The 18,863-nt window shown below is 65.9% G+C and carries 16 protein-coding genes; 5 read left to right on the plus strand and 11 right to left on the minus strand.

What is annotated here, in order from left to right; translation table 11 throughout:
• Positions 1 to 170 precede the first annotated feature (170 nt).
• The 3 genes from RDV64_RS05885 to RDV64_RS05895 form a co-directional block, all read right to left on the minus strand.
• Positions 171 to 800 carry an RES family NAD+ phosphorylase gene (locus RDV64_RS05885; protein WP_309198341.1) on the minus strand — a complete coding sequence of 210 codons (630 nt, stop codon included), beginning with the start codon at positions 798 to 800 and terminating at the stop codon, positions 171 to 173.
• Positions 801 to 806: 6 nt separating this feature from the next.
• Positions 807 to 1,484 carry a hypothetical protein gene (locus RDV64_RS05890; RefSeq protein ID WP_309198342.1) on the minus strand — a complete coding sequence of 226 codons (678 nt, stop codon included), beginning with the start codon at positions 1,482 to 1,484 and terminating at the stop codon, positions 807 to 809.
• Positions 1,485 to 1,713: 229 nt separating this feature from the next.
• Positions 1,714 to 3,195 (minus strand): MFS transporter, encoded by a 1,482-nt coding sequence (locus RDV64_RS05895; RefSeq protein ID WP_309198343.1) that lies wholly within the window; start codon positions 3,193 to 3,195, stop codon positions 1,714 to 1,716.
• 298 nt (positions 3,196 to 3,493) lie between these two features.
• Between RDV64_RS05895 and RDV64_RS05900 the strand changes: the two genes are divergently transcribed.
• The 4 genes from RDV64_RS05900 to RDV64_RS05915 are packed head-to-tail and all read left to right on the plus strand — an operon-like array spanning position 3,494 to position 7,685.
• Entirely contained in the window at positions 3,494 to 4,855 is a 1,362-nt protein-coding gene (locus RDV64_RS05900) for an FAD-binding oxidoreductase (RefSeq protein ID WP_309199441.1), read from the plus strand.
• A complete protein-coding gene (locus tag RDV64_RS05905; protein WP_309198344.1) occupies positions 4,852 to 5,352 on the plus strand; it encodes a TRAP transporter small permease in 501 nt (166 codons plus the stop codon). The genes RDV64_RS05900 and RDV64_RS05905 overlap by 4 nt, the downstream gene beginning before the upstream one ends.
• A gap of 3 nt (positions 5,353 to 5,355) precedes the next feature.
• On the plus strand, positions 5,356 to 6,633 hold the full coding sequence (locus tag RDV64_RS05910; RefSeq protein WP_309198345.1) for a TRAP transporter large permease: 1,278 nt from the start codon (positions 5,356 to 5,358) through the stop codon (positions 6,631 to 6,633).
• Between the two features lie 38 nt (positions 6,634 to 6,671).
• Positions 6,672 to 7,685, plus strand: a complete 1,014-nt coding sequence (locus RDV64_RS05915) for a TRAP transporter substrate-binding protein (RefSeq protein WP_309198346.1) — start codon at positions 6,672 to 6,674, stop codon at positions 7,683 to 7,685.
• Positions 7,686 to 7,736: 51 nt separating this feature from the next.
• Here RDV64_RS05915 and RDV64_RS05920 read toward each other — a convergent pair whose 3' ends face one another.
• From RDV64_RS05920 to RDV64_RS05955, 8 genes are all read right to left on the minus strand, one after another.
• Positions 7,737 to 8,873, minus strand: coding sequence for an alpha-hydroxy acid oxidase (locus RDV64_RS05920; RefSeq protein ID WP_309198347.1), 1,137 nt, complete (start codon positions 8,871 to 8,873; stop codon positions 7,737 to 7,739).
• A gap of 8 nt (positions 8,874 to 8,881) precedes the next feature.
• On the minus strand, positions 8,882 to 10,168 hold the full coding sequence (locus tag RDV64_RS05925) for a TRAP transporter large permease (protein ID WP_309198348.1): 1,287 nt from the start codon (positions 10,166 to 10,168) through the stop codon (positions 8,882 to 8,884).
• Positions 10,165 to 10,653 (minus strand): TRAP transporter small permease, encoded by a 489-nt coding sequence (locus RDV64_RS05930; protein ID WP_309198349.1) that lies wholly within the window; start codon positions 10,651 to 10,653, stop codon positions 10,165 to 10,167. Before RDV64_RS05930 ends, RDV64_RS05925 begins: the two co-directional genes overlap by 4 nt.
• Before the next feature lie 53 nt (positions 10,654 to 10,706).
• Positions 10,707 to 11,705: a sialic acid TRAP transporter substrate-binding protein SiaP gene (locus RDV64_RS05935; RefSeq protein ID WP_309198350.1), complete on the minus strand. Its 999-nt coding sequence runs from the start codon at positions 11,703 to 11,705 to the stop codon at positions 10,707 to 10,709.
• Between the two features lie 59 nt (positions 11,706 to 11,764).
• Positions 11,765 to 12,445, minus strand: a complete 681-nt coding sequence (locus RDV64_RS05940) for a GntR family transcriptional regulator (RefSeq protein WP_309198351.1) — start codon at positions 12,443 to 12,445, stop codon at positions 11,765 to 11,767.
• Positions 12,442 to 13,335, minus strand: coding sequence for a dihydrodipicolinate synthase family protein (locus RDV64_RS05945; protein ID WP_309198352.1), 894 nt, complete (start codon positions 13,333 to 13,335; stop codon positions 12,442 to 12,444). The genes RDV64_RS05940 and RDV64_RS05945 overlap by 4 nt, the downstream gene beginning before the upstream one ends.
• Positions 13,336 to 13,440: 105 nt before the next feature.
• Complete coding sequence (locus RDV64_RS05950) at positions 13,441 to 13,941, minus strand: VOC family protein (protein WP_309198353.1); 501 nt, start codon at positions 13,939 to 13,941, stop codon at positions 13,441 to 13,443.
• 203 nt (positions 13,942 to 14,144) lie between these two features.
• A complete protein-coding gene (locus RDV64_RS05955) occupies positions 14,145 to 16,481 on the minus strand; it encodes a molybdopterin-dependent oxidoreductase (protein WP_309198354.1) in 2,337 nt (778 codons plus the stop codon).
• A gap of 387 nt (positions 16,482 to 16,868) precedes the next feature.
• Between RDV64_RS05955 and RDV64_RS05960 the strand changes: the two genes are divergently transcribed.
• Positions 16,869 to 18,842: a PhoX family phosphatase gene (locus tag RDV64_RS05960; protein WP_309198355.1), complete on the plus strand. Its 1,974-nt coding sequence runs from the start codon at positions 16,869 to 16,871 to the stop codon at positions 18,840 to 18,842.
• Positions 18,843 to 18,863 lie beyond the last annotated feature (21 nt).

Consider the following 18,863-nt stretch of genomic DNA (forward strand, 5'->3'; position numbering starts at 1 on the left):
CACAAGGTCGACGGCCTGCGCAGGCTCGTGTTCTCCAGAGTGGAGACCCTTATTGCGAACGGTAACGACACCGTCGTCATCAGCATGAAAGAGTGCCGGGCCAGTGCGTGAGCCGGCGCTGCCTTGTGGTCCGTGTCAATTGCATATGGCGGCAGACGATTGCCGGAGTGTTACAGCGTCAGGGTGATGCCGGCTCGCATTGCGGCCCGCTGCACTTCGGATTCGAACGCCCGTTCGGTGCCAGCCTGGGTGCCGACGAGGACAAGATCGGCCTTTTCGATCCGGTCTCCGAACAAGACGACAGCGTCGGCCGGATCGCACTGGTTGGAGGTCCAGATCATGCCATCAAAATCGGGGTGGGCGTGGTGCAGGGCTTCGGCCCACCGCGCGGTCTCGCCATATTGCGACGGTGACGATGCGACAAGGTCGGTCCGCGCCACGTGCCACAGCCTGAGGTCTGGCGCGCGGAGTTCGGCGAGCGTGAGGTCCCGGCGAAGCACGATGACGCTATGGCACCGCTTGGCAAGCAGGCTGCGCGGATAGGTCTTGCGGCGGTCGGTTGGCGGGATATCGTGAAACAGCGTCTCGAAGATGGCCGCCTCGACGGTCGAGCCTGCGTACAGCGAGGGGACGCAGGCGCCGTTCCTGTCGAGGATCGGCGCAAAGCGGGTGGGGGCGCCGCGGCAGGGGTTGAACGCGGTTCCGGTGAACTCGGCCAGATGCACGCGGTGAAGCCGGTGGCCGCTTGCAAGGCGGCACGCATTGGGCCGCGGCAGCGGGACCGGCGGCGGCGACAGCACCAGGGGTCAGCCGGCGGCCGGGGCACCGAGGGCTCTTGCCGCAGCGAGAACGCGGTGCGGATTGTCAAGCATGTTGGCAGGATAGGCGCCGTCCAGCCAGCCGTTGGCCGAGGCGAACCAGAAGGCGCGCTGCCAGGGTGTCATCTCCTGCGGCAGCAAGGCGAGCACCTCGGCGATGAGGCGGCGGGGCTGGCCGTCAGCATCGAACTGGAAGGCGGGGTAGCGGTCGGCGCCGTGGAGCGGGACGGCAAGCACCTTTCCCTCTCGCTTCCACCTGGATGCAGGCTCGCTGGGGTTGCGGCTGCGGCTGCCGGCAATCTTGCGAATATCGGCCGCAGTGAAGGTCGGCACCTCCTCCAGGAACGCGGTGCGCAGGCGGGCGTTTTGCGCAAGCACGTCCTCGTCGAGCCCGGTGCGGGGTTCGCCCTCGGCGTAAAAATCGACCAGACGGTCGAGCCGCGTTTCGTCCCGCTCGCGCAAGGTGGTCGGCACAAGATCGGCCAGGCGGGTGATGACGCGGGCAAGGACGCTGGATTCGCGCCCCGACCCCTTGAACACGGCAAGGCCGACGCGGGTGCCGCCGTGGACGGTATCGGCGCTGGGCAGGCCAAGCTTGGCCGCCACATCGGACGGGATGCGCTCCAGGTCGCTGCCGGTGAGATCGGCATATCTGACGTCAACCATCGAAGCCCTCCCCGCGCGATTTTCGCGATGCGATGTTAATATCGTGCATATCGCGGCATCGTCAAGATGATGGGCGGTTTCGCGCTTTCGCCGGATGGCCCCGCCGGGGCGTGACCCGAGGGTGATTGCGCTTCATTTCCGTGCTCTGATGACGGGCCCAAAAGAAGTTTGGGCTGGATTGCCGTTGAGCGGCAACCTCGCCAGCATGTGCGCGGCAGGCCCGAGGCTGTCACAGGCCCGCAAGACGTTTCCGGTCAACGTCAGGCCGGTGGAAGACAAGCAGCCCGAGCACCGAGAGGGTCGCCAGAACCGCCATCAGAAGAAACGCGTATCGAAAGTCGCCGGTGAACTGGAGAAGCGCTCCCGTAATGACAGGCGCCAGGAACCCGGCCGCCGCGAACCATACCGTCATCACCCCCATTGCCGTCGCGGCGTAGCGTGGCACCACATCCACCACCACGGCGTAGAACGCAGCGTTGGGGGCGAGTGCGGCCGCGACCGCGACGGTAATGCCTGCCACCGCAATGGTGACGTCCCCGGTCAGCGCGACCGGAATGACAGCCAATGCCGCGACGGCCTGTGTGAGCGCAATCTGGTAGGTGCGTGACCGGCGGTAGTTTCCAGTCCGCGCGAGCGTCCTGTCCGAAATGCGACCGCCGATCACGAGCGCGACGGCCGCCGTCAGCCAGGGCAAAACGGCAACGAGCCCGACCTGCGAAAGATCCAGCCCGTAGGATTTGCGCAGGTAGGACGGCAGCCAGGTCATGAAAAAGAACAGGAAATACCCGAATACGAAGTAGGCGAAATAGTTGGCAAGCAGCGTGGGCGTGGTGAGGAGAACCATCCAGCCTTTTCGCTCGGCTGTTTCCGTCGTTGCGCCCTCCGCACCGGCTGATGCGATCAGGTCGCGTTCCTTCGGCGAGACATGCAAGGAGGCCGCGGGATCGTCCTTGAAGAGGATGAGCCAGAGCGGGAGCCAGATCAGAACGAGGACGCCCAGGACAACGAACATGCCGCGCCAGCCGAGCCATCCAATGAGGCTCGACACGATCGGCGCGCCGGCCGCAAGCGCGAGGGGAACAGCCACCAGCGCGCCGGCAAGTGCGGTCCCGCGCTCCTGCGCCGGGAGCCAGCCATGGACAGCTTTGTTCAAAGCCGGAAAGCTCGGCCCTTCGGCTGCGCCCAGTGCAATTCGCGCCGCGTACAACATGACGAACCCGGTCGCCAAACCCATGAACCCCATGGACAGCGACCACACCACCGCAACAACACCGAGCGTGATCTTGGCGCCAAAGCGATCGGCGACGATGCCGCCGATCAAAGTCGTCAGAATATAACCGATCCCGAAGGCACCAAGAATCAGACCGACCGAAGCCGAGCTTAATTGAAATTCAGCTTCAATTTCGTGGATCGCAAATGCGATTGCCGAACGGTCGATGTAATTGATGATGGTAATAAGGAACAGAAGCGCAACTACAACCCAGCGAAACCGTCCGGACATGGCATTCTCCTCGGCATGTATACGCAACGGTTTTCGCGTCAGCGACTTCGGCTCAATTGCGCAAGCGACGATCAGGCAAATGCTTTCTGGCTCAGATTTGAGCTGGAGAAGACCTGAACCGTCTTCACCGCCATCGATGCCCTGTTTTGCTGAGGTGCGCCAGTCCAGGCAAGGACCGAACCTGAGCGTTGTGAGGCGGCCAACCAGCATTCGGCCGCTTCTGCGCAAAATTGCATTCGTTGGCGGCACGAAGCTCTTAAAGAGCCAACCCCGAAGAACACCGGCCGTTGCGCAGCGCGGAATTTGCCCGGATGCGGTCCCGAACACGGCACTTCAGACCAATGGTTGTATGTGCGATGCACCGCATGGTTGAGGTGTAACATGTTAGTCTGTTGACACTATCTGACTGGACGGGCTACCTGGCGGCTGACCTTTGGTTTGGAGGCGTCGGGTGGATCTGGAGAATTTTTGCGCGGCGCTTGAGGCGGCGATCGGAACAACTGCCGTGATGCGCGGCGACGCAATCCCGGCGCGCAACAACGCCGATTGGAGCTCACTTTCGCCGCAGCCGCCCGCGATCCTCGTCCGGCCGACCTCGACGGAAGACGTCGCACATGTTTTGCGGATCTGCAGCGAGGCCGGGATGCCGGTGGTGCCGCAGGGCGGGCTCACCGGCGTCAGCGGCGGTGCGCGTCCGGTGGCCGGGTGCGTCGCACTCTCGATGGAGCGCTTCGTCGGGGTCGAGAACATCGACGAAGCCGCGTCGACCATGACCGTGCGCGCCGGAACGCCGCTTGAGGTGGTGCAGAAGGCGGCAGCCGAGCGCGGCCTGTACTTTCCGCTCGACCTTGGCGCCCGCGGCTCCTGCGCCATCGGCGGCAACGTTTCCACCAACGCCGGCGGCAACCGCGTCATCCGCTACGGCATGACCCGCGACCTGGTGCTCGGCATGGAAGTGGTGCTGCCGGACGGCACGGTGCTCACCAATCTCAACAAGATGCTGAAGAACAACACCGGGTACGACCTGCGCCAGATCTTTGTTGGCGCGGAGGGCACGCTCGGCGTCGTCACCCGCCTCGTGCTGCGGCTCTTCCCGCAGCCGGTGAGCACGCTGGCGGCCGTGTGCGGCGTGGCGGACTATGGCCGCGTCCTTGCGCTCCTTGCAGGCGCGCGCAAGCGGCTGGGGCCGTCTCTCTCGGCGTTCGAGGTGATGTGGGCGGACTACTGGGAGGTTGCCGCGCGGCGGGTGCCCAACGTGCGCGACCCTCTGGAAGGCGATCACCCGTTCCACGTCCTCGTCGAGTTGCAGGGATCGGACGAGGACATCGACGGCCAGCGCTTTCAGTCCTGGATCGAGGCGGAGTTCGAGGCCGGCACCGTGACGGACGCAGCGCTGTCGCAGTCCCTCGCCGACGTTGCGGCCTTCTGGGGCTCGCGCGATGCCGCATCCGAATTCATCCAGGTGCTGGGGCCGCACCTGTCGTTCGACATCTCGCTCTCGGTCGGCGACATGGACGCCTATGCCGCGGCCTGCCGCGACCGGCTCGCGGCGCGGATCGACGGCTGCCAGGCAATGTTCTACGGCCATATCGCGGACGGCAACATGCACATCATCGCCTGGGTCCCCGGCGCGCCGAAGCAGCCGGACACCGAAGTCTACGATGTCATCTACGGCCTGGTGCGGGAGTATGGCGGCTCGGTCTCCGCAGAGCACGGCATCGGCCTCACCAAGAAGAATTATCTCTCCTATTCCCGGTCCGAGCCGGAACTGGCGCTGATGCGGACGATCAAGCGCGCGCTCGACCCCGGCAACATCATGAACCCCGGCAAGGTCTTCGACATGCCGGCCACCGGCGAGAGCCGCTCATGAAAGCGCTGCGGTTCATCGAAGCCAATCTTGAGCGCTATCTTCTGGCAGCCATCCTTCTGGCGCTCGTCGTCATTCTGGCGATGCAGGTGTTCGCGCGCTATGTGGTCGGCGCGCCGCTGGTGTGGTCCGAAGAGCTGGCGCGTTACCTCCTGATCTGGTGCACGTTCATCGGCGTCAGCCTTGCGGTGCGCGAGGGGCGGAACATCTCGGTCGACCTGCTGCCGACAATCTTCGGCCCGAAGAGCATCAAGGCATTCACCTTGCTGGCGCTTGCCGGCTCGCTGATCTTCTTCGTCATCATCGTCTGGTACTCGATCCCGCTGACGCAGCGCATCGCCAAGATCGGCCAGCGCTCGCCCGGCCTCAACATCCAGATGTGGACCATCTACGCGGCCGCGCCCGTGGGCTTCTCGCTCGCGGCCCTGCGCGCGGTCCAGGCCATCTGGCTGCTCGTCAGCGGTCGCTCCGGGCCCACCCACAAGAGCGAGGCGATCTGAACCGTGTACGCCATTTCTGCTCTCATCCTCTTCTTGTGCGTGATGCTGCTTTCGGTGCCGGTGGCGTTCTCGCTCGGCTTCGGCGCCTTGCTGCCGGGGTGGCTCGGTGCGCCGACCTCGCCGAGCCAGGTGATCCGCTCCATCGTCACCGCGCTGGACAGCTTCCCGCTGCTGGCCGTGCCGCTGTTCATTCTGGCCGGCGAGATCATGACCAAAGGCGGCCTCGCGCGGCGCCTGTTCTCCTTCGCCGATGCGCTGCTCGGCCGCTTTCATGGCGGACTTGCCATGTCGAGCGTGGCGGCCTGCATGATGTTCGGCGCCATCTCCGGCTCGTCGCCTGCCACGGTCGCAGCCATCGGCTCCATGGCGATCCCGCTTCTGGTCACAAAGGGCTACGGCGAACGCTTTTCCACCTCGCTGGTCACCGCTGCGGGGACGCTCGGCGTCATCGTGCCGCCGTCGATCCCGATGATCATCTACGGCATGGCGGCAAGCACATCGGTCAGCGCGCTGTTCATCGGCGGCATCATCCCGGCGGTGGTGATCGGCTCGCTGCTAATGCTCTACGCCTACATTTACGGCCGCCGGAACCGCGCCACCATCATCACCGATGCCGGAGCGGTCTCTGTCGCCGCAGCGTTCCGGCAGAGTTTCTGGGCTCTGGTCGCGCCGGTGATGGTGCTGGGCGGGATCTACGCCGGTGTCTTCACCCCGACGGAAGCGGCCGCCATCGCGGTCGTCTACGGCGCATTCGTGTCGATGGTCGTGTTCCGCGAAATGTCCATCAAGGGCTTCTTCGAGACGCTGGTGTCGACGGCGCTGGTCATCGCGCCGATCCTCATCATTGCGGGAACGGGCGCCGCGCTCGGCCGCGTTCTCACGCTGCTGCAGGTGCCGGCGCAGATCGGCGTCTTTCTGGGCGGCGCGATCGACGAGCGGCTGACGCTGCTCCTTCTCATCAACGCGATCCTGCTCATCGTGGGCATGTTCATGGAAACGCTGTCGGCCATCATCGTGCTGACGCCGATCCTGCTGCCCGTGCTGGCGCCCTATGGCGTCGACCCGGTCCATTTCGGGCTGATCATGGTGGTCAACCTTGCCATCGGCTTCGTGACGCCGCCGGTGGGGGTCAACATCTACGTCGCGAGCGGCATCACCGGGCTTAGCGTGGTGGAGATCTGCAAAGGTCTCATCGTGCCCCTGGCGCTGCTTCTCATCGGCCTGCTCGCCGTCACCTACATCCCCGCGCTGACCCTGTGGCTGCCGTCTCTGGGCAACTGACAGGGCCTGCGCGCCAAAAAATCCAACGGAGGAAAACAATGAAATTCTTGCTGAAAGCTTCTCTCGCCGGCGCCATCGCGCTGGGCGGTGCACTACCCGCCATGGCCGCGGACTACACCATGATCCTCGGCCACACGCTGTCGGACTCCGCGCACCCGCTCTACAAGGCATTCGAGAAGATCAAGAGCGAGATCGAGACCAACAGCGACGGGCGCATCGAGGTCCAGCACCAGCCGGGCGCTGCGCTGGGCGGTGACCGCGAGCTGATGGAATCGCTGCTCCTGGGTGACGTGCAGTTCGTGCCGATTTCCACCTCCGGCGCCGTGCAGTTCGTGCCCGAGTTCGCCGTCTTCGAGATCCCGTACGTGTTCCCGACCGATACGGCAGTGCTGCGCGGCATCCTCAACGAGTCCAGCTTCACGGCGGACCTGGAAGAGGCGCTTGCCGACAAGGGCCTGAAGTTCGGCCGGTTCTACAATGGCGGCTTCCGTCAGCTCACCACCTCGTCGGTGCCCGTGCGCACGCCGGACGACATTTCGTCCAACAACCTGCGCATCCGCGTGATCGAGAACCCGTATCCGGTGGCGATCTGGAAGGCGATCGGCGCCGCGCCGACGCCCATCGCGTTCCCGGAACTTTATGGCGCGCTGCAGCAGGGCGTCGTCGACGGCCAGGAAAACCCGTTCGGCCACATCCTGTCGCAGAAATTCTACGAGGTGCAGAAATATCTCTCAACCACCAGCCACATCCTCCTGGCCAACGTGAACCTCATCAACAAGGAATGGTACGACAGCCTTCCTGAGGATCTGCAGAAGGTTGTCGACGATGCGCTGGTCACCGCCGACGCGTTCCAGTGGCAGCTGCAGGACGACATGCAGGCCGGCCAGCGCGCCGACATCGAGGCGAACATGGAAGTGATCGACCTCACCGACGAAGAGATCGCGCTGTTCAAGGAAAAGACCGTGCCTATCCAGGAGATGGTGCGCGAGAATGTCGGCGACGCGATGGTCGACTCGCTGCTTTCCGCCATCGACAACGCCAACAACAGCTAACGCAAGAACGCCTCGCTCGGATCGAACCGAGCGGGGCGACCCTGTGGCCGGTCAATCCGGCGCGATGGTCAGGTCCCGCAGCGCAGATGCGCCGAGATAGCCGAGCGCGATTTCCATTTCGCGCATGATCATCCGCAGCACCGCTTCGGCGCCAGCCTCGCCGCCTGCCGCAAGCCCATAGAGCGGCAGCCGTCCAAGCATCACGGCTTCGGCTCCCAGCGCCAGATATTTCAGAACATCCGTGCCGCGGCGCACGCCACTGTCGGCCAGCACATTCATCCGCCCTTCGGCGGACGCGGCGATGCCGGCAAGGCAGGACGCCGGCGTCGGCGCCACATCGAGATTGCGGCCGCCATGGGCCGAGACAACGATGGCCTCCACGCCGGCGTCCATGCACCGCCTGGCATCCGCGACGGAGAGGACGCCCTTCAGCACCACCCGGCCCGGCCAGTTTTCGCGGATCCACGCAATGTCCGCAAACGAGAGCGCCGGTTCGATGCGAACCGCTTCGGCCAGCGCCGGGCGCGTGATCGCGCTGCGAAACGCCGGCGGATAGTGCGCATAGGTCGGCATGCCGCCGGCCAGAATGTAACGCGCCAGCACACCGAGCGCCCAGCCCGGATGGCACGCTACGTCGAGCGCGTTGCGCACCGTCGGCCTGACCGGCACGCCGAAGCCGTTGCGTTCGTTGTATTCGCGGTTGGGCGCCACCTGATTGTCCACCGTCACCACCAGCGTGCGGCACCCGCAGGCGGCAGCCCGCGCCAGAAGCGCGCTTGCGAGGCCGCGGTCGCGCCACAGGTAGAGCTGGAACCACAGGTCAGCGTCCGGCGCCGCCTCGCGGATCGTCTCGATCGGCGTGATCGATTGTGTGGCAACGCAGAACGGCACGCCGACCCTCGCGGCGGCACGCGCCAGCCTGGCCTCGCCGTCATAGCAGACGAGGCCGGCCATTGCGGTCGGCGCAATGACCAGAGGTGCCGCAACCTTGCGGCCGAACAATTGCGTCGCCAACGGCACGATGCCGGGGCCATTCAGAACGCGCGGCTCCAGCGTTATGGCATCGAGCGCGCTTCTGAGGTTGCCGAGCGCGCGCTCGTCCTCGGTGCCGCGGTCGATGTACTCGAACACGCCGCGTGGCAGCCGCCGCCGCGCCCGCGCGCGAAAGTCGTGCGCGTTGAGGAGCATCCCGGCAGTCAGAAGCCGAAGACGTCGCGCGGAAGCCAGGTGGTGAGTTTCGGCCACAGCGAGAGCCCCACAAGGACGGCCATCAGTGGCAGCAGCCACGGCACGATGGCCCGCGACATTGCCTCGAAGCTGATGTTCGCAATGCGCGAGGTGATGAAGAGCACCACGCCGACGGGCGGCGTGATGGTGCCGACCATGAGGTTGAGCACGAAGATCACGCCGAACTGGATCGGGTCGATGCCGAGCTGCGCCGCGACCGGGGTGAGGATCGGGATCAGGATCAGCATCGCCGCCAGCGCTTCCATGAAGCAGCCGACCAGCAGCAACAGGACGTTGACCGCGAGGAGGAAGAGGAGCGGGTTGCCGATATTGTCCACGATGAAGGGCGCAAGCGTCTGCGGCACACGCGCGATGGAAAGGCACCACGCCAGCGCCGCCGCCGCCATCACCAGGGCGAGCACCATGCCCGTGGTCTCCACCGTGTCCACGATCAGGCGCGGAAGATGGCGAATGTCGAACTCGCGGTAGATGACGAGGCCCAGAAACAGCGCATAGACGGTGGCAACGGCCGCCGCCTCAGTCGGCGTCATGATCCCGCCCATCATCCCGCCAAACAGGATCACCGGCGTCATCAGCGCCCAGTGCGCCCGCTTGTAGGCGGTCCACAATTCGCGCGCGCCGGGGAAACCATGCCGCGGCATGCCTTTGCGGCGCGCCACGACGGTTGCCATGGCCGCAAGCGCGCCAGCCATCAGAAGGCCGGGCACGATGCCGGCGAGGAACAGCCCGCCGATGGAAACGTCCGCGCTGACGCCGTAGATCACCATCGGCAGGGAGGGCGGAATGATCGGCCCGATTGTCGCCGACGCCGCAGTGATGGCGGCGGCGGTTTCGGCGTCGTACCCGGCTTTTTTCATCGCGCGGATTTCGAGCGCGCCGACACCGCCCGCGTCCGCCACGGCGGAGCCCGACATGCCGGCGAAGATGACGCTGGCGAGGATGTTCGCGTGGCAAAGGCCGCCGCGCACCCAGCCGACGCATGCCGTCGCGAAACCGAAGATCCGGTCCGTGATGCCGGACGAGTTCATGATGTTGCCCATCAGGATGAACAGCGGCGCGGCCAGCAGCGGGAACGAGTTGATCGACTGGGCAAGCTTTTGCGGCACGATGTCGGGCGGCATGCCGGCAAGCGCCACGAATGCGACAGCGGCAAGGCCGAGCGCGGCGTAGATCGGCACGCCGACCAGGATCGCCACCAGCCAGGCGGCGAGGATTTCGAACATCAGCGTGGTCATGGCGCGGTCTCGGCTGCGGGTGCCACCAGACCGAGGTCTCGCAAAATAGCGACGAGCGACTGCACGATGATCGCAAACCCTGCAATGGGAATGGGGATGTAGACCAGCGCGACGGAGAGCGGCAGCGTCACCCACGTCACGTCGAGGTTGCGGGTGATGAGGCCCTGGCTGCGCAACAGAAGCACCGCGCCGAAGGCGGCGACTGCAAGATGGATCGCAATGCCGGCCGCCTGCCGGGCCCGCCCGCTGAGGCGGTTGAGGAGCACCGTCACGCGGATGTGGCTGCCGCGGTTGCCGGCGATGATCAGCCCGACGAACCCTGTCCAGACCAGCAGGTACTGGCCAAGCTCGTCGGTCCACGACAGCGGCTGGTTGAGGAACCGGAACACGACGCCGAGAAAGACGGCGCCAAGCATGGCGAGAACGAGCAGCACGGCCGCCACCGCCAGAAGACGGTCGCTGAGCCTTGCAAGACCGGCGAGCATTTCATCACTCCAAACGGGAGAAGGCCGCCGGCTCTGTGGCCGGCGGCGCGCGATCAAAGGGCGGCGAGCGCTTCCCAGGTGCCCTTGCCCCAGACGCTTTCGAACTTGGGCGGGAGCTGTTCCAGCACAGGCTTGCGGAAGCTTTCCACGTCCGGCTCGATGACGGTCATCCCGGCGTCGGCAAGTGTGGTCTGGAGCGCGGCTTCGGAGTCTAGGATCTGCTGGTTCTGCCACGGCACGGCTTCGTCGATGGCGGCCATCAGGATCTCCCGATCCGCCTTGTCGAGGCTGGAGAGCCAGGCCTCGTTGGCGATCACGATGCGCGGGGTGATGATATGCCCGGTGAGGATGAGGTATTTCTGCACCTCGTTGAGCTTGGCGCTTGCAATGGTCGGCAGCGGGTTTTCCTGCCCGTCCACCGCACCCTGGCTCAGCGCCAGATAAAGCTCGTTGAAGTTGATGGGCGTTGCCTGCCCGCCCCATGCCTCCACCATGGCAATGAACGTGTCGACCGGCGGCACCCGCAGTTTGAGACCCTGCATGTCGGCGGCCGTGTGAACGGCCTTGTTGCCGGTCGTCACGTGGCGCTTGCCGTAGTAGGTGACGGCGAGCATGCGCATGCCGCGCTGGGAGACCATCTGGTCGTTCAGCGTCTTGAACACGTCCGAGCCCGGCACCTTGGCCAGCTGCGCCGGGTCTGTCCACAGATAAGGCGCTTCGAGAACGGAAAGCGGCGGCAGGAGCGAGCCGAGGGCCGCCGCGCCATCTGTGGTCATGGCAAGGGCGCCGGAGACCACCATGTCCATCATGTCCTTGCCGGAGCCGAGCTGGCCATTTGGAAAGCTCTGCACGTCGATCCGGCCATCTGACGCTTCTTTGGCGGCGGCGGCGATCCGGTCGATCATCTGCACTTGGGGGTGCGACGGGGCCAGCATTTCGCCCCAGCGGATCACGGTTTCCTGCGCGCGCAGAATGCCGGGAGCGGCAAGGGTCGCGGCGCCGAGGACGGCGGTGCCGGCCAGGAAGGTGCGGCGTGTGGTTTTGACTGTCATGAGGTTTCCTCCGTTTTATTGTTTCTTGTTGGCCGGCCCGCGGGGCGCGCCGGGGTCGTCTACAGCTTCACGGCGCGGCGGCGGGCAGTGTCGACGTGCGCTGCCATCGCTTCCGCGGCGGCGTCCGGGTCGCGCCGTTCGATCGCTTCGATGATGCGGAAATGCTCGCCGATCACCGACGGAATCATCGGCACGTAAAGCCGTGTCTCGGACAGGCGGATCAGCTTGATCTTGATCCAGTTGACCCGGTACGCGTTGCTGACGATGGCGTTGCCAAGGTGGTCGATGATCGCTTCGTGGAGGCTGAGGTCGACGAATTCGGCGTCTTCCATCAGCCCCTCTTCTTCGCCCGCTTCGTGCCGGGCGAGAATGCGTTCGTGGCTGGCCCGCAGCACTGCAACCGCCGCCGGATCGGCCTCGGTGGCGTAAAGGCGGACCGCCGCCTCTTCCATGAAGAGGCGGAACTGGAAGGCGTTGCGCACCAGGTTGAGGTCCACCTGCGGGACTTGCATGCCGCGGTGGGGCACGGTGCGGATCAGCCCTTCCGCTTCCAGCCGTGGCACCAGTTCGCGGATGGCGCCGAGGGGAAAGCCGGTGATGTTCACCAGCTCGCGCTGGGTGACGAACTGCCCTGGCGCAATCTCCCGGCTGAGGAGGCTGCGTGTGTAGCCTTCATAGGCCTGTTCCCGGAGCTTCACCGGCGCGACGTCGCGTCCGGGCCGCTTCAGGCGCGTCGTCATCCGACTGGTTCCTTTGCGACAATGTCGTCGAACCGCGCGATGAGGCTTTTTGCCTGTTCGGGCGCAAGGTCCACCAGCGGGGGGCGGGTGCGGGCGTAGCCACTGTCGCCATGGCGATGCGCAACCATTGCCTTCACCGCCGGCATCACCGGGTGGCTGACGATGAGGTCGACCGCTGCCTTCAGCCGCGGATCGTCCGCACCGTCGTGGATGACGCTGCGCAGGAGGGCCGGCTCGATGTTGGCGAGACCGCAGATGGAGCCTTGTGCACCGCGCGCCATTGCCCGCGGCAACAGCCGCTCGTCGCCAACGAGGATCGCGAGATCGCCGTGGGCATCGAGGTAGGCGTTTGCCGTGTCCCAATCGCCGGAGGAGTCCTTGATGCCGGCGATGACGCCCGGAAACGCCTTGCGCAGCCGGTCCACCAGCGCCACCGAGAGCGGCACCGCGGTCTGCCCCGGAATGTGGTAGAGGATGACCCCGCGCAGGTCCCCGCCAATGGCGTCGAATGCATTGGAGAACCAGGCGAACAGGCCGTCCTCGTCGAGGGCCTTGAGGTAGTAGGGCGGCGTGAACAACAGCCCGCGCGCGCCCATGCCGAGTGCCAGCCTCGCCTGGTCAACCGCATCGGCCACCACGCTGGCGCCGACGGTGGCGTAAAGTTTCTGTCCGAAATCGATGCCGTTGCCGGCGAGCGCGCCCAGCATCGCGGCGCGTTCGCGAAATCCGATCGAGAAGCCTTCACCCGTCGTTCCGAAAAGGGTGACGCTGTCGGTGCCGTTGGCGAGAGCCCAGTGCGCATGCTTCACGAGCCGCGGCAGATCCACGGTTCCGTCGGCGGCAAAAGGCGTCACCATCGCGGCGGAAAGTCCAAAAATATGTCGTGCCACGGTATGTCCACTGCTGTGATCTGCGCAACATGTTAGTCGGCACCCATCGCATACGTCAATGAACGTCGGGCCCGCGCAGCCACAATTATCGTCAGCGCCGGCGGGTCAGATCATCGCTTCGGTCTCGGCGATGTAGGCATCGATCGAGAACCGCTCGTTGCGCATCAGGAGGTGGCCGTCTTCGTCTTCCGGCCACTCGGAGCGCGGCATGTCCACGTAAAGCTCCACGCCGTTATCGTCAGGATCACGCAGGTAGACGGCTGTGCTGACGCCGTGGTGCGCCGCCCCATCGAAGGGAATGCCGGCGGCCTTTACCTGCTTGATGACAGCAACGAGGGAGGCGCGGTCCGGGTAGAGGAAGGCGGTGTGGTAAAGCCCGGTGCGGCCGGGCGGAGGCGGGGCGGCACCTTCGCTGTCCCAGACATTCAGGCCGATGTGGTGGTGGTAGCCGCCAGCACCCAGAAATGCCGCCTTGTCTCGCCATCTGAGGTTCAACGGGAATCCCAGAACGTCGCGATAAAAGGCAATCGCCCGGTCGAGATTGGACACCTTGAGGTGGACATGGCCGACGCACGTGCCGGCGGGGGCTTCGAACGGATCAGGCATGGGGTCTCTCATCTCTGCGATCAAAAGGGCTCATCGGCACTCTCGCACTCATCATGGAGTTCCGCGAAGAAGGCTTCCACCTTCGCATTTTCTGTGCATCCAGTGGCACCGCTATTCCCATCCTTGCGTCGCTCCATCCGCGAGCCCGACGGGCCATGGATCTGGCTCCAGACATCCGCCGAAGCGGGCTTCAAATCGCATGATCAGGGCCAGGCCCGCGGCACGATCCGCGGCGGCACGAAGGCGGTGACCGGCGGCACCGGCCCCTCCCATCTGCGAATGCGGACGAGGCAGCTCAGCGCCGACGGGCCCTGCGCCAGCGGTGTGGTGCCGGTGTCGGCCGTCAGAACATTGGGATTGCCGTGCTTGCACAGCGCCGGATCGCCATCCCAGTCCGGGTCGTACCAGGCGCCGGTTGCCATCAGCAGCACGCCCTCAATCACGTTTTCGTCCAGCGCAGCCGCGGCAATGGTGCGGCCCCGCGCGTTGAAAACCTCCACCAGATCGCCAGCTTTTATGCCGTGCCGATCCGCCTCGGCAGGGTGCAAGACGCATGGCGTCCGCCCCGCAATCTTGCCGGCGCGGCTGTAGGCGCTCTGGTCGAGCTGGGAGTGCAGGCGCCGTGCGGGCTGGTGGGTGACGAGGTGAAGCTGGCCCATTGCCCCTTCCGCGCCCAGCCATTCGGCAGGTGCGTGCCACGCCGGATGCCCCGGCAGGCCGGGGTGCCCGAACGATGCGATTGCGGCGCTGTAAATCTCGATCCGGCCGGACGGTGTCGGCAACGGTGCGGCCGCAGGATCGGCGCTGAACCGCTCGACGAACGAGGGTTGCGGCGCGGTCGCTGCTGCCACGAAGCCTCTGGTGCGAAATGTCTCGTAGTCAGGCAGGGGCTGGCCGATCTTTGCCATGGCGGCGGCGGTGCGCGCGTAGATCTCCTCAATCCAGCCGGCCTCATCACGACCTTCGGTGAATGCGTCCGCGAGGGTGCCGTTGCCGCCGGGGGGCGTCAGCCGCTCGGCGAGGCCGGCGAAAATCGCATGGTCGCTGCGCGACTCGCCAAAAGGCCGGGCGACGGCACGGGTCGCGAACAGGTGCGTGTCCGTCGAGGAGGCGGAGACGTCGTCCCGCTCGGCCGAGAGGGTTGCCGGGAACACGATGTCGGCAAAGCGGGCAAGCGGCGTCCAGTGCGGTTCATGCACGATGACGGTTTCGGCCTTTTGCCATGCGGTGCGCAGGCGGTTGAGGTCCTGATGGTGGTGGAACGGGTTGCCGCCGGCCCAGTAGATGAGGCGTATGTCCGGATAGGTCAGCGTCTGTCCGTCATAATCCACCGTGTCGCCGGGAGCGAGCAGCATGTCGGCAATGCGGGCGACGGGGATGAAGCGCTGCACCTTGTTCGGCACGCCGGGGAAGGCGGCCACCGGCAGTGGCCCGCGCGTGGCTCCGACGCTGTTGATCGCGCCGAGGCCCAGCGCCAGCCCCTCACCGGGCTTGCCGATCCGGCCCAGCATCGCGGCGAGCACGACCGCCATCCACACCGCGGACTCGCCGTTTTCCTGCCGGGTGAGCGACCAGCTGAAGTTGACCAGCGTCGGCCCCGCTGCCATCCGCCGGGCAAGCGCCGTGATCGCGTCCGGTGCGAGGCCGGTGATGGCGGCAGCCCAGGCGGCATCCTTCGGCGTCCCGTCGGCGGTGCCGGTGAGGTAGGGGGCGAAAAGCTCGAAGCCCTCGCAGTGGCTGGCGAGGAAGGCGTGGTCGCACAGTTTTTCGGTGAGGAGGGTGTGGGCAAGGCCGAGCATGAGCGCGGTATCGGTGCAGGGTCGGATCGGCATCCACTCGGCCACGTCCGGTGAAAGGTCGAGCGCGGAGGGGTTGATGTTGACGATCCGCGCACCGGCAGCCAGCGCCGCCGCCATGTCGCCGCGCTGCGTGTGGCGGGCGACGCCGCCGCCGTTCACCTGCGCGTTGCGCAGCGCGATGCCGCCGAACGCCACCACCAGCGCGCCCGCCTTGCCGACCTCGTCCCAGCCGGTGTGCTCCTGCAACAGCTTGTGCATGGAGCCCATAACGTGCGGCAGGACCACCTCGGCGGCGGCAAAGCTGTAGCTGTTGCGCCGGCTTGTGTAGCCGCCGAACAGACCCATGAACCGGCGCAGCTGGCTCTGCGCATGGTGGAACCGCCCCGCGCTCGCCCAGCCGTAGGAGCCGGCATAGATCGCCTCGTTGCCGTGGGCAGCCCGCGCGTCCGAAAGAGCGCCGCCGGCAAGGTCCAGCGCTTCGTCCCACGGCACGGCAACAAATTCGTCGCGGCCGCGCAGGCTGCGGTCGGCCTCACCGGCGAGCCAGCCGCGGCGCACCATCGGTTGACCGATCCGCGTGGGATCGGCGAGCGTTTCCAGCATGGCGCCGCCGATGCCGGACGGGTCCGGGTCCGCCTCGAACGGGTGGAGCGCGACGGCGCGGCCATCCTTCATCTCGGCCCGGTACGTGCCCCAGTGCGCCGCAACGATGGGCCGTTTATCAGACAGCGTGTCGCTCATTTCGTGCCCCTTGCCAGCGCGACCCGGCAAGCGGCGCTGATTTCTAGAATGTCGTCGGTGTCTGCGTGCAGGCCCCGGCCTATGGCGCCTTTTCTACCGTTGCCGATTAGCATGAACGCGCCGGGCGGCGCTGCGTCCAGAGGCGCAAGATCCCTCGAAAAGCGTTCTGGCGCAGAGGCGGCATCGACCGCACTGCCCGCGTTGGCGTGCGCGGCGGTGGTCAGCGGCCGGGGCAATAATGGGCGGCGGGATGTCATCACCACGTTACAAAATCACACCTAGATTGGGATCGTTCCAATGGCAGTGTGCCACCGCAACCGCTCGGTCACGTCCACGCGTGTCGCAGGCGATTGGTGGCGGCTGCCCTGATGCCAGAGAGCGAAACCGATGACGCAGATATTCAAGACCAGCCTCCTTGAGGAAGCCGACGGACCGGGGCACAACTCCACCGCAAACCGGACCATGGGCGAGATCATCGCCGCTCGGTTTTCCCGCCGCGGCTTCCTGCGCGGGTCCCTCGCGGCGACGGCAATCACCGCCACGGTCAGCCCGATGGCACTCCTTGCCGCCGACCGGGCAAGCGCGGAAACGGCAGCCTCCTCATTCAACTTCGAAGAAGTGACGGCCGGCGTCGACGCCGATCACCATGTTGCCGAGGGCTACAACGCCGACGTTCTGCTGCGCTGGGGCGACAAGGTGTTTGCCGACGCGCCCGAGTTCGACCCGAACGCCCAGTCGCGGGCCGCGCAGGAGCGCCAGTTCGGCTACAACAACGACTTCGTCGGCTATATCCCGATGGATGGCTCGTCCGACCACGGCATTCTGGTCGTGAACCACGAATACACCAATGAGCACCTGATGTTCCCCGGCATCGTCACCGTGGGCGCGGATGACAAGCTCACCGTCGCACCGGCCGATCAGGCACGCGTCGACATCGAGATGGCCGCGCACGGCGGCACAATCATCGAGATCGAGAAAAAGGACGGGCGCTGGACGCCGGTGCTGGACGGCGCCAAGAACCGACGTATCACCTCGGCCACCCCGATGGCGCTCAGCGGCCCCGCTGCCGGTCATGCCCGCCTTGCCACCAACGCCGATCCGTCCGGCCGCGCCGTCATCGGCACCCTCAACAACTGCGCCGGCGGCGTCACGCCCTGGGGCACCTACGTGATGGCCGAGGAGAATTTCCACGGCTACTTCCTCGGCGAACTGCCGGAAGGCCATCCCGAGGCCGCCAATTATGAGCGCTACGGCGTGCCGCAGGGCAGCTACGAATGGGGCAATTTTTACGACCGCTTCGACGTTTCGAAGGAACCCAACGAGCCCAACCGCTTCGGCTGGGTGGTGGAAGTCGATGTCGATGACCCGACGTCGACGCCGAAGAAGCGCACGGCCCTTGGCCGCTTCAAGCATGAAGGCGCCGAATCGATCCTCGCGCCCGGCGGACAGGTTGTCTTCTACCTCGGCGACGACGAGCGCTTCGACTATGTCTACAAGTTCGTGACCGCGGGCCGCTACAACCCGGACGACCGCGCAGCGAACCTCGACCTTCTCGACGACGGCACGCTCTACGTTGCCCGTTTTGACGAAGACGGTGCGGTGACCTGGATGCCCCTCGCCCACGGCGAAGGTCCGCTCAACAGCGAGAACGGCTTTGCGAGCCAGGCCGACGTTCTGATCGAGACGCGCCGCGCTGCCGACCTTCTCGGCGCCACGCCCATGGACCGCCCCGAGGACATCGAGCCGAACGGAGACAATGGCCGCGTCTACGTGATGCTGACCAACAACACCAAGCGGCAGGACCCGAACGCCGCCAACCCGCGCGTCGACAACGCGTTCGGCCATATCGTCGAGATTTCGGAAGAAGGCGGCGACTTCGCGGCAACGAAAGGCACCTGGGAAATTCTCCTCAAGTGCGGCGACCCGTCCATTGCCGAAGTGGGCGCCACATTCTCCACCGCGACCACCGAGAATGGCTGGTTCGGGATGCCCGACAACTGCGCGGTCGACAGCGACGGCCGGCTCTGGGTGTCGACCGACGGCAACTCGCCGAAGAAGACCGGACGCACCGACGGCCTCTGGGCGGTCGATACCGATGGCGCGGCGCGCGGCACGTCGAAGCTGTTCTACCGTGTGCCGGTCGGCGCCGAGATGTGCGGTCCGCGGCCGACACCGGACCTTGCCACCTTCTTCGTCGCCGTCCAGCACCCCGGCGATGGCGGCGAAGACTGGGAGGGCTTCGGCCGCAACTCCTACTACGAGGATCTTTCGACCCGCTGGCCGGACTTCAACGACGCGCTTCCGGTGCGTCCGTCCGTGGTGGCGATCACGAAGAAGAACGGCGGCAAGATCGGCGCCTGATCGCGCTTGCAACGGGCCGGA

The organism is Acuticoccus sp. MNP-M23 (genome assembly GCF_031195445.1).
GTDB lineage: Bacteria > Pseudomonadota > Alphaproteobacteria > Rhizobiales > Amorphaceae > Acuticoccus.

What these genes read in the sequence shown, in the direction of transcription:
- RDV64_RS05890 (WP_309198342.1), bottom strand. Translation starts at nt 1,484, where the DNA reads ATGGTTGACGTCAGATATGCCGATCTCACCGGCAGCGACCTGGAGCGC.
- RDV64_RS05895 (WP_309198343.1), bottom strand. Translation starts at nt 3,195, where the DNA reads ATGCTGGTTGGCCGCCTCACAACGCTCAGGTTCGGTCCTTGCCTGGAC.
- RDV64_RS05900 (WP_309199441.1), top strand. Translation starts at nt 3,494, where the DNA reads ATGCGCGGCGACGCAATCCCGGCGCGCAACAACGCCGATTGGAGCTCA.
- RDV64_RS05905 (WP_309198344.1), top strand. Translation starts at nt 4,852, where the DNA reads ATGAAAGCGCTGCGGTTCATCGAAGCCAATCTTGAGCGCTATCTTCTG.
- RDV64_RS05915 (WP_309198346.1), top strand. Translation starts at nt 6,672, where the DNA reads ATGAAATTCTTGCTGAAAGCTTCTCTCGCCGGCGCCATCGCGCTGGGC.
- RDV64_RS05920 (WP_309198347.1), bottom strand. Translation starts at nt 8,873, where the DNA reads ATGCTCCTCAACGCGCACGACTTTCGCGCGCGGGCGCGGCGGCGGCTG.
- RDV64_RS05925 (WP_309198348.1), bottom strand. Translation starts at nt 10,168, where the DNA reads ATGACCACGCTGATGTTCGAAATCCTCGCCGCCTGGCTGGTGGCGATC.
- RDV64_RS05930 (WP_309198349.1), bottom strand. Translation starts at nt 10,653, where the DNA reads ATGCTCGCCGGTCTTGCAAGGCTCAGCGACCGTCTTCTGGCGGTGGCG.
- RDV64_RS05935 (WP_309198350.1), bottom strand. Translation starts at nt 11,705, where the DNA reads ATGACAGTCAAAACCACACGCCGCACCTTCCTGGCCGGCACCGCCGTC.
- RDV64_RS05940 (WP_309198351.1), bottom strand. Translation starts at nt 12,445, where the DNA reads ATGACGACGCGCCTGAAGCGGCCCGGACGCGACGTCGCGCCGGTGAAG.
- RDV64_RS05950 (WP_309198353.1), bottom strand. Translation starts at nt 13,941, where the DNA reads ATGCCTGATCCGTTCGAAGCCCCCGCCGGCACGTGCGTCGGCCATGTC.
- RDV64_RS05955 (WP_309198354.1), bottom strand. Translation starts at nt 16,481, where the DNA reads ATGAGCGACACGCTGTCTGATAAACGGCCCATCGTTGCGGCGCACTGG.
- RDV64_RS05960 (WP_309198355.1), top strand. Translation starts at nt 16,869, where the DNA reads ATGACGCAGATATTCAAGACCAGCCTCCTTGAGGAAGCCGACGGACCG.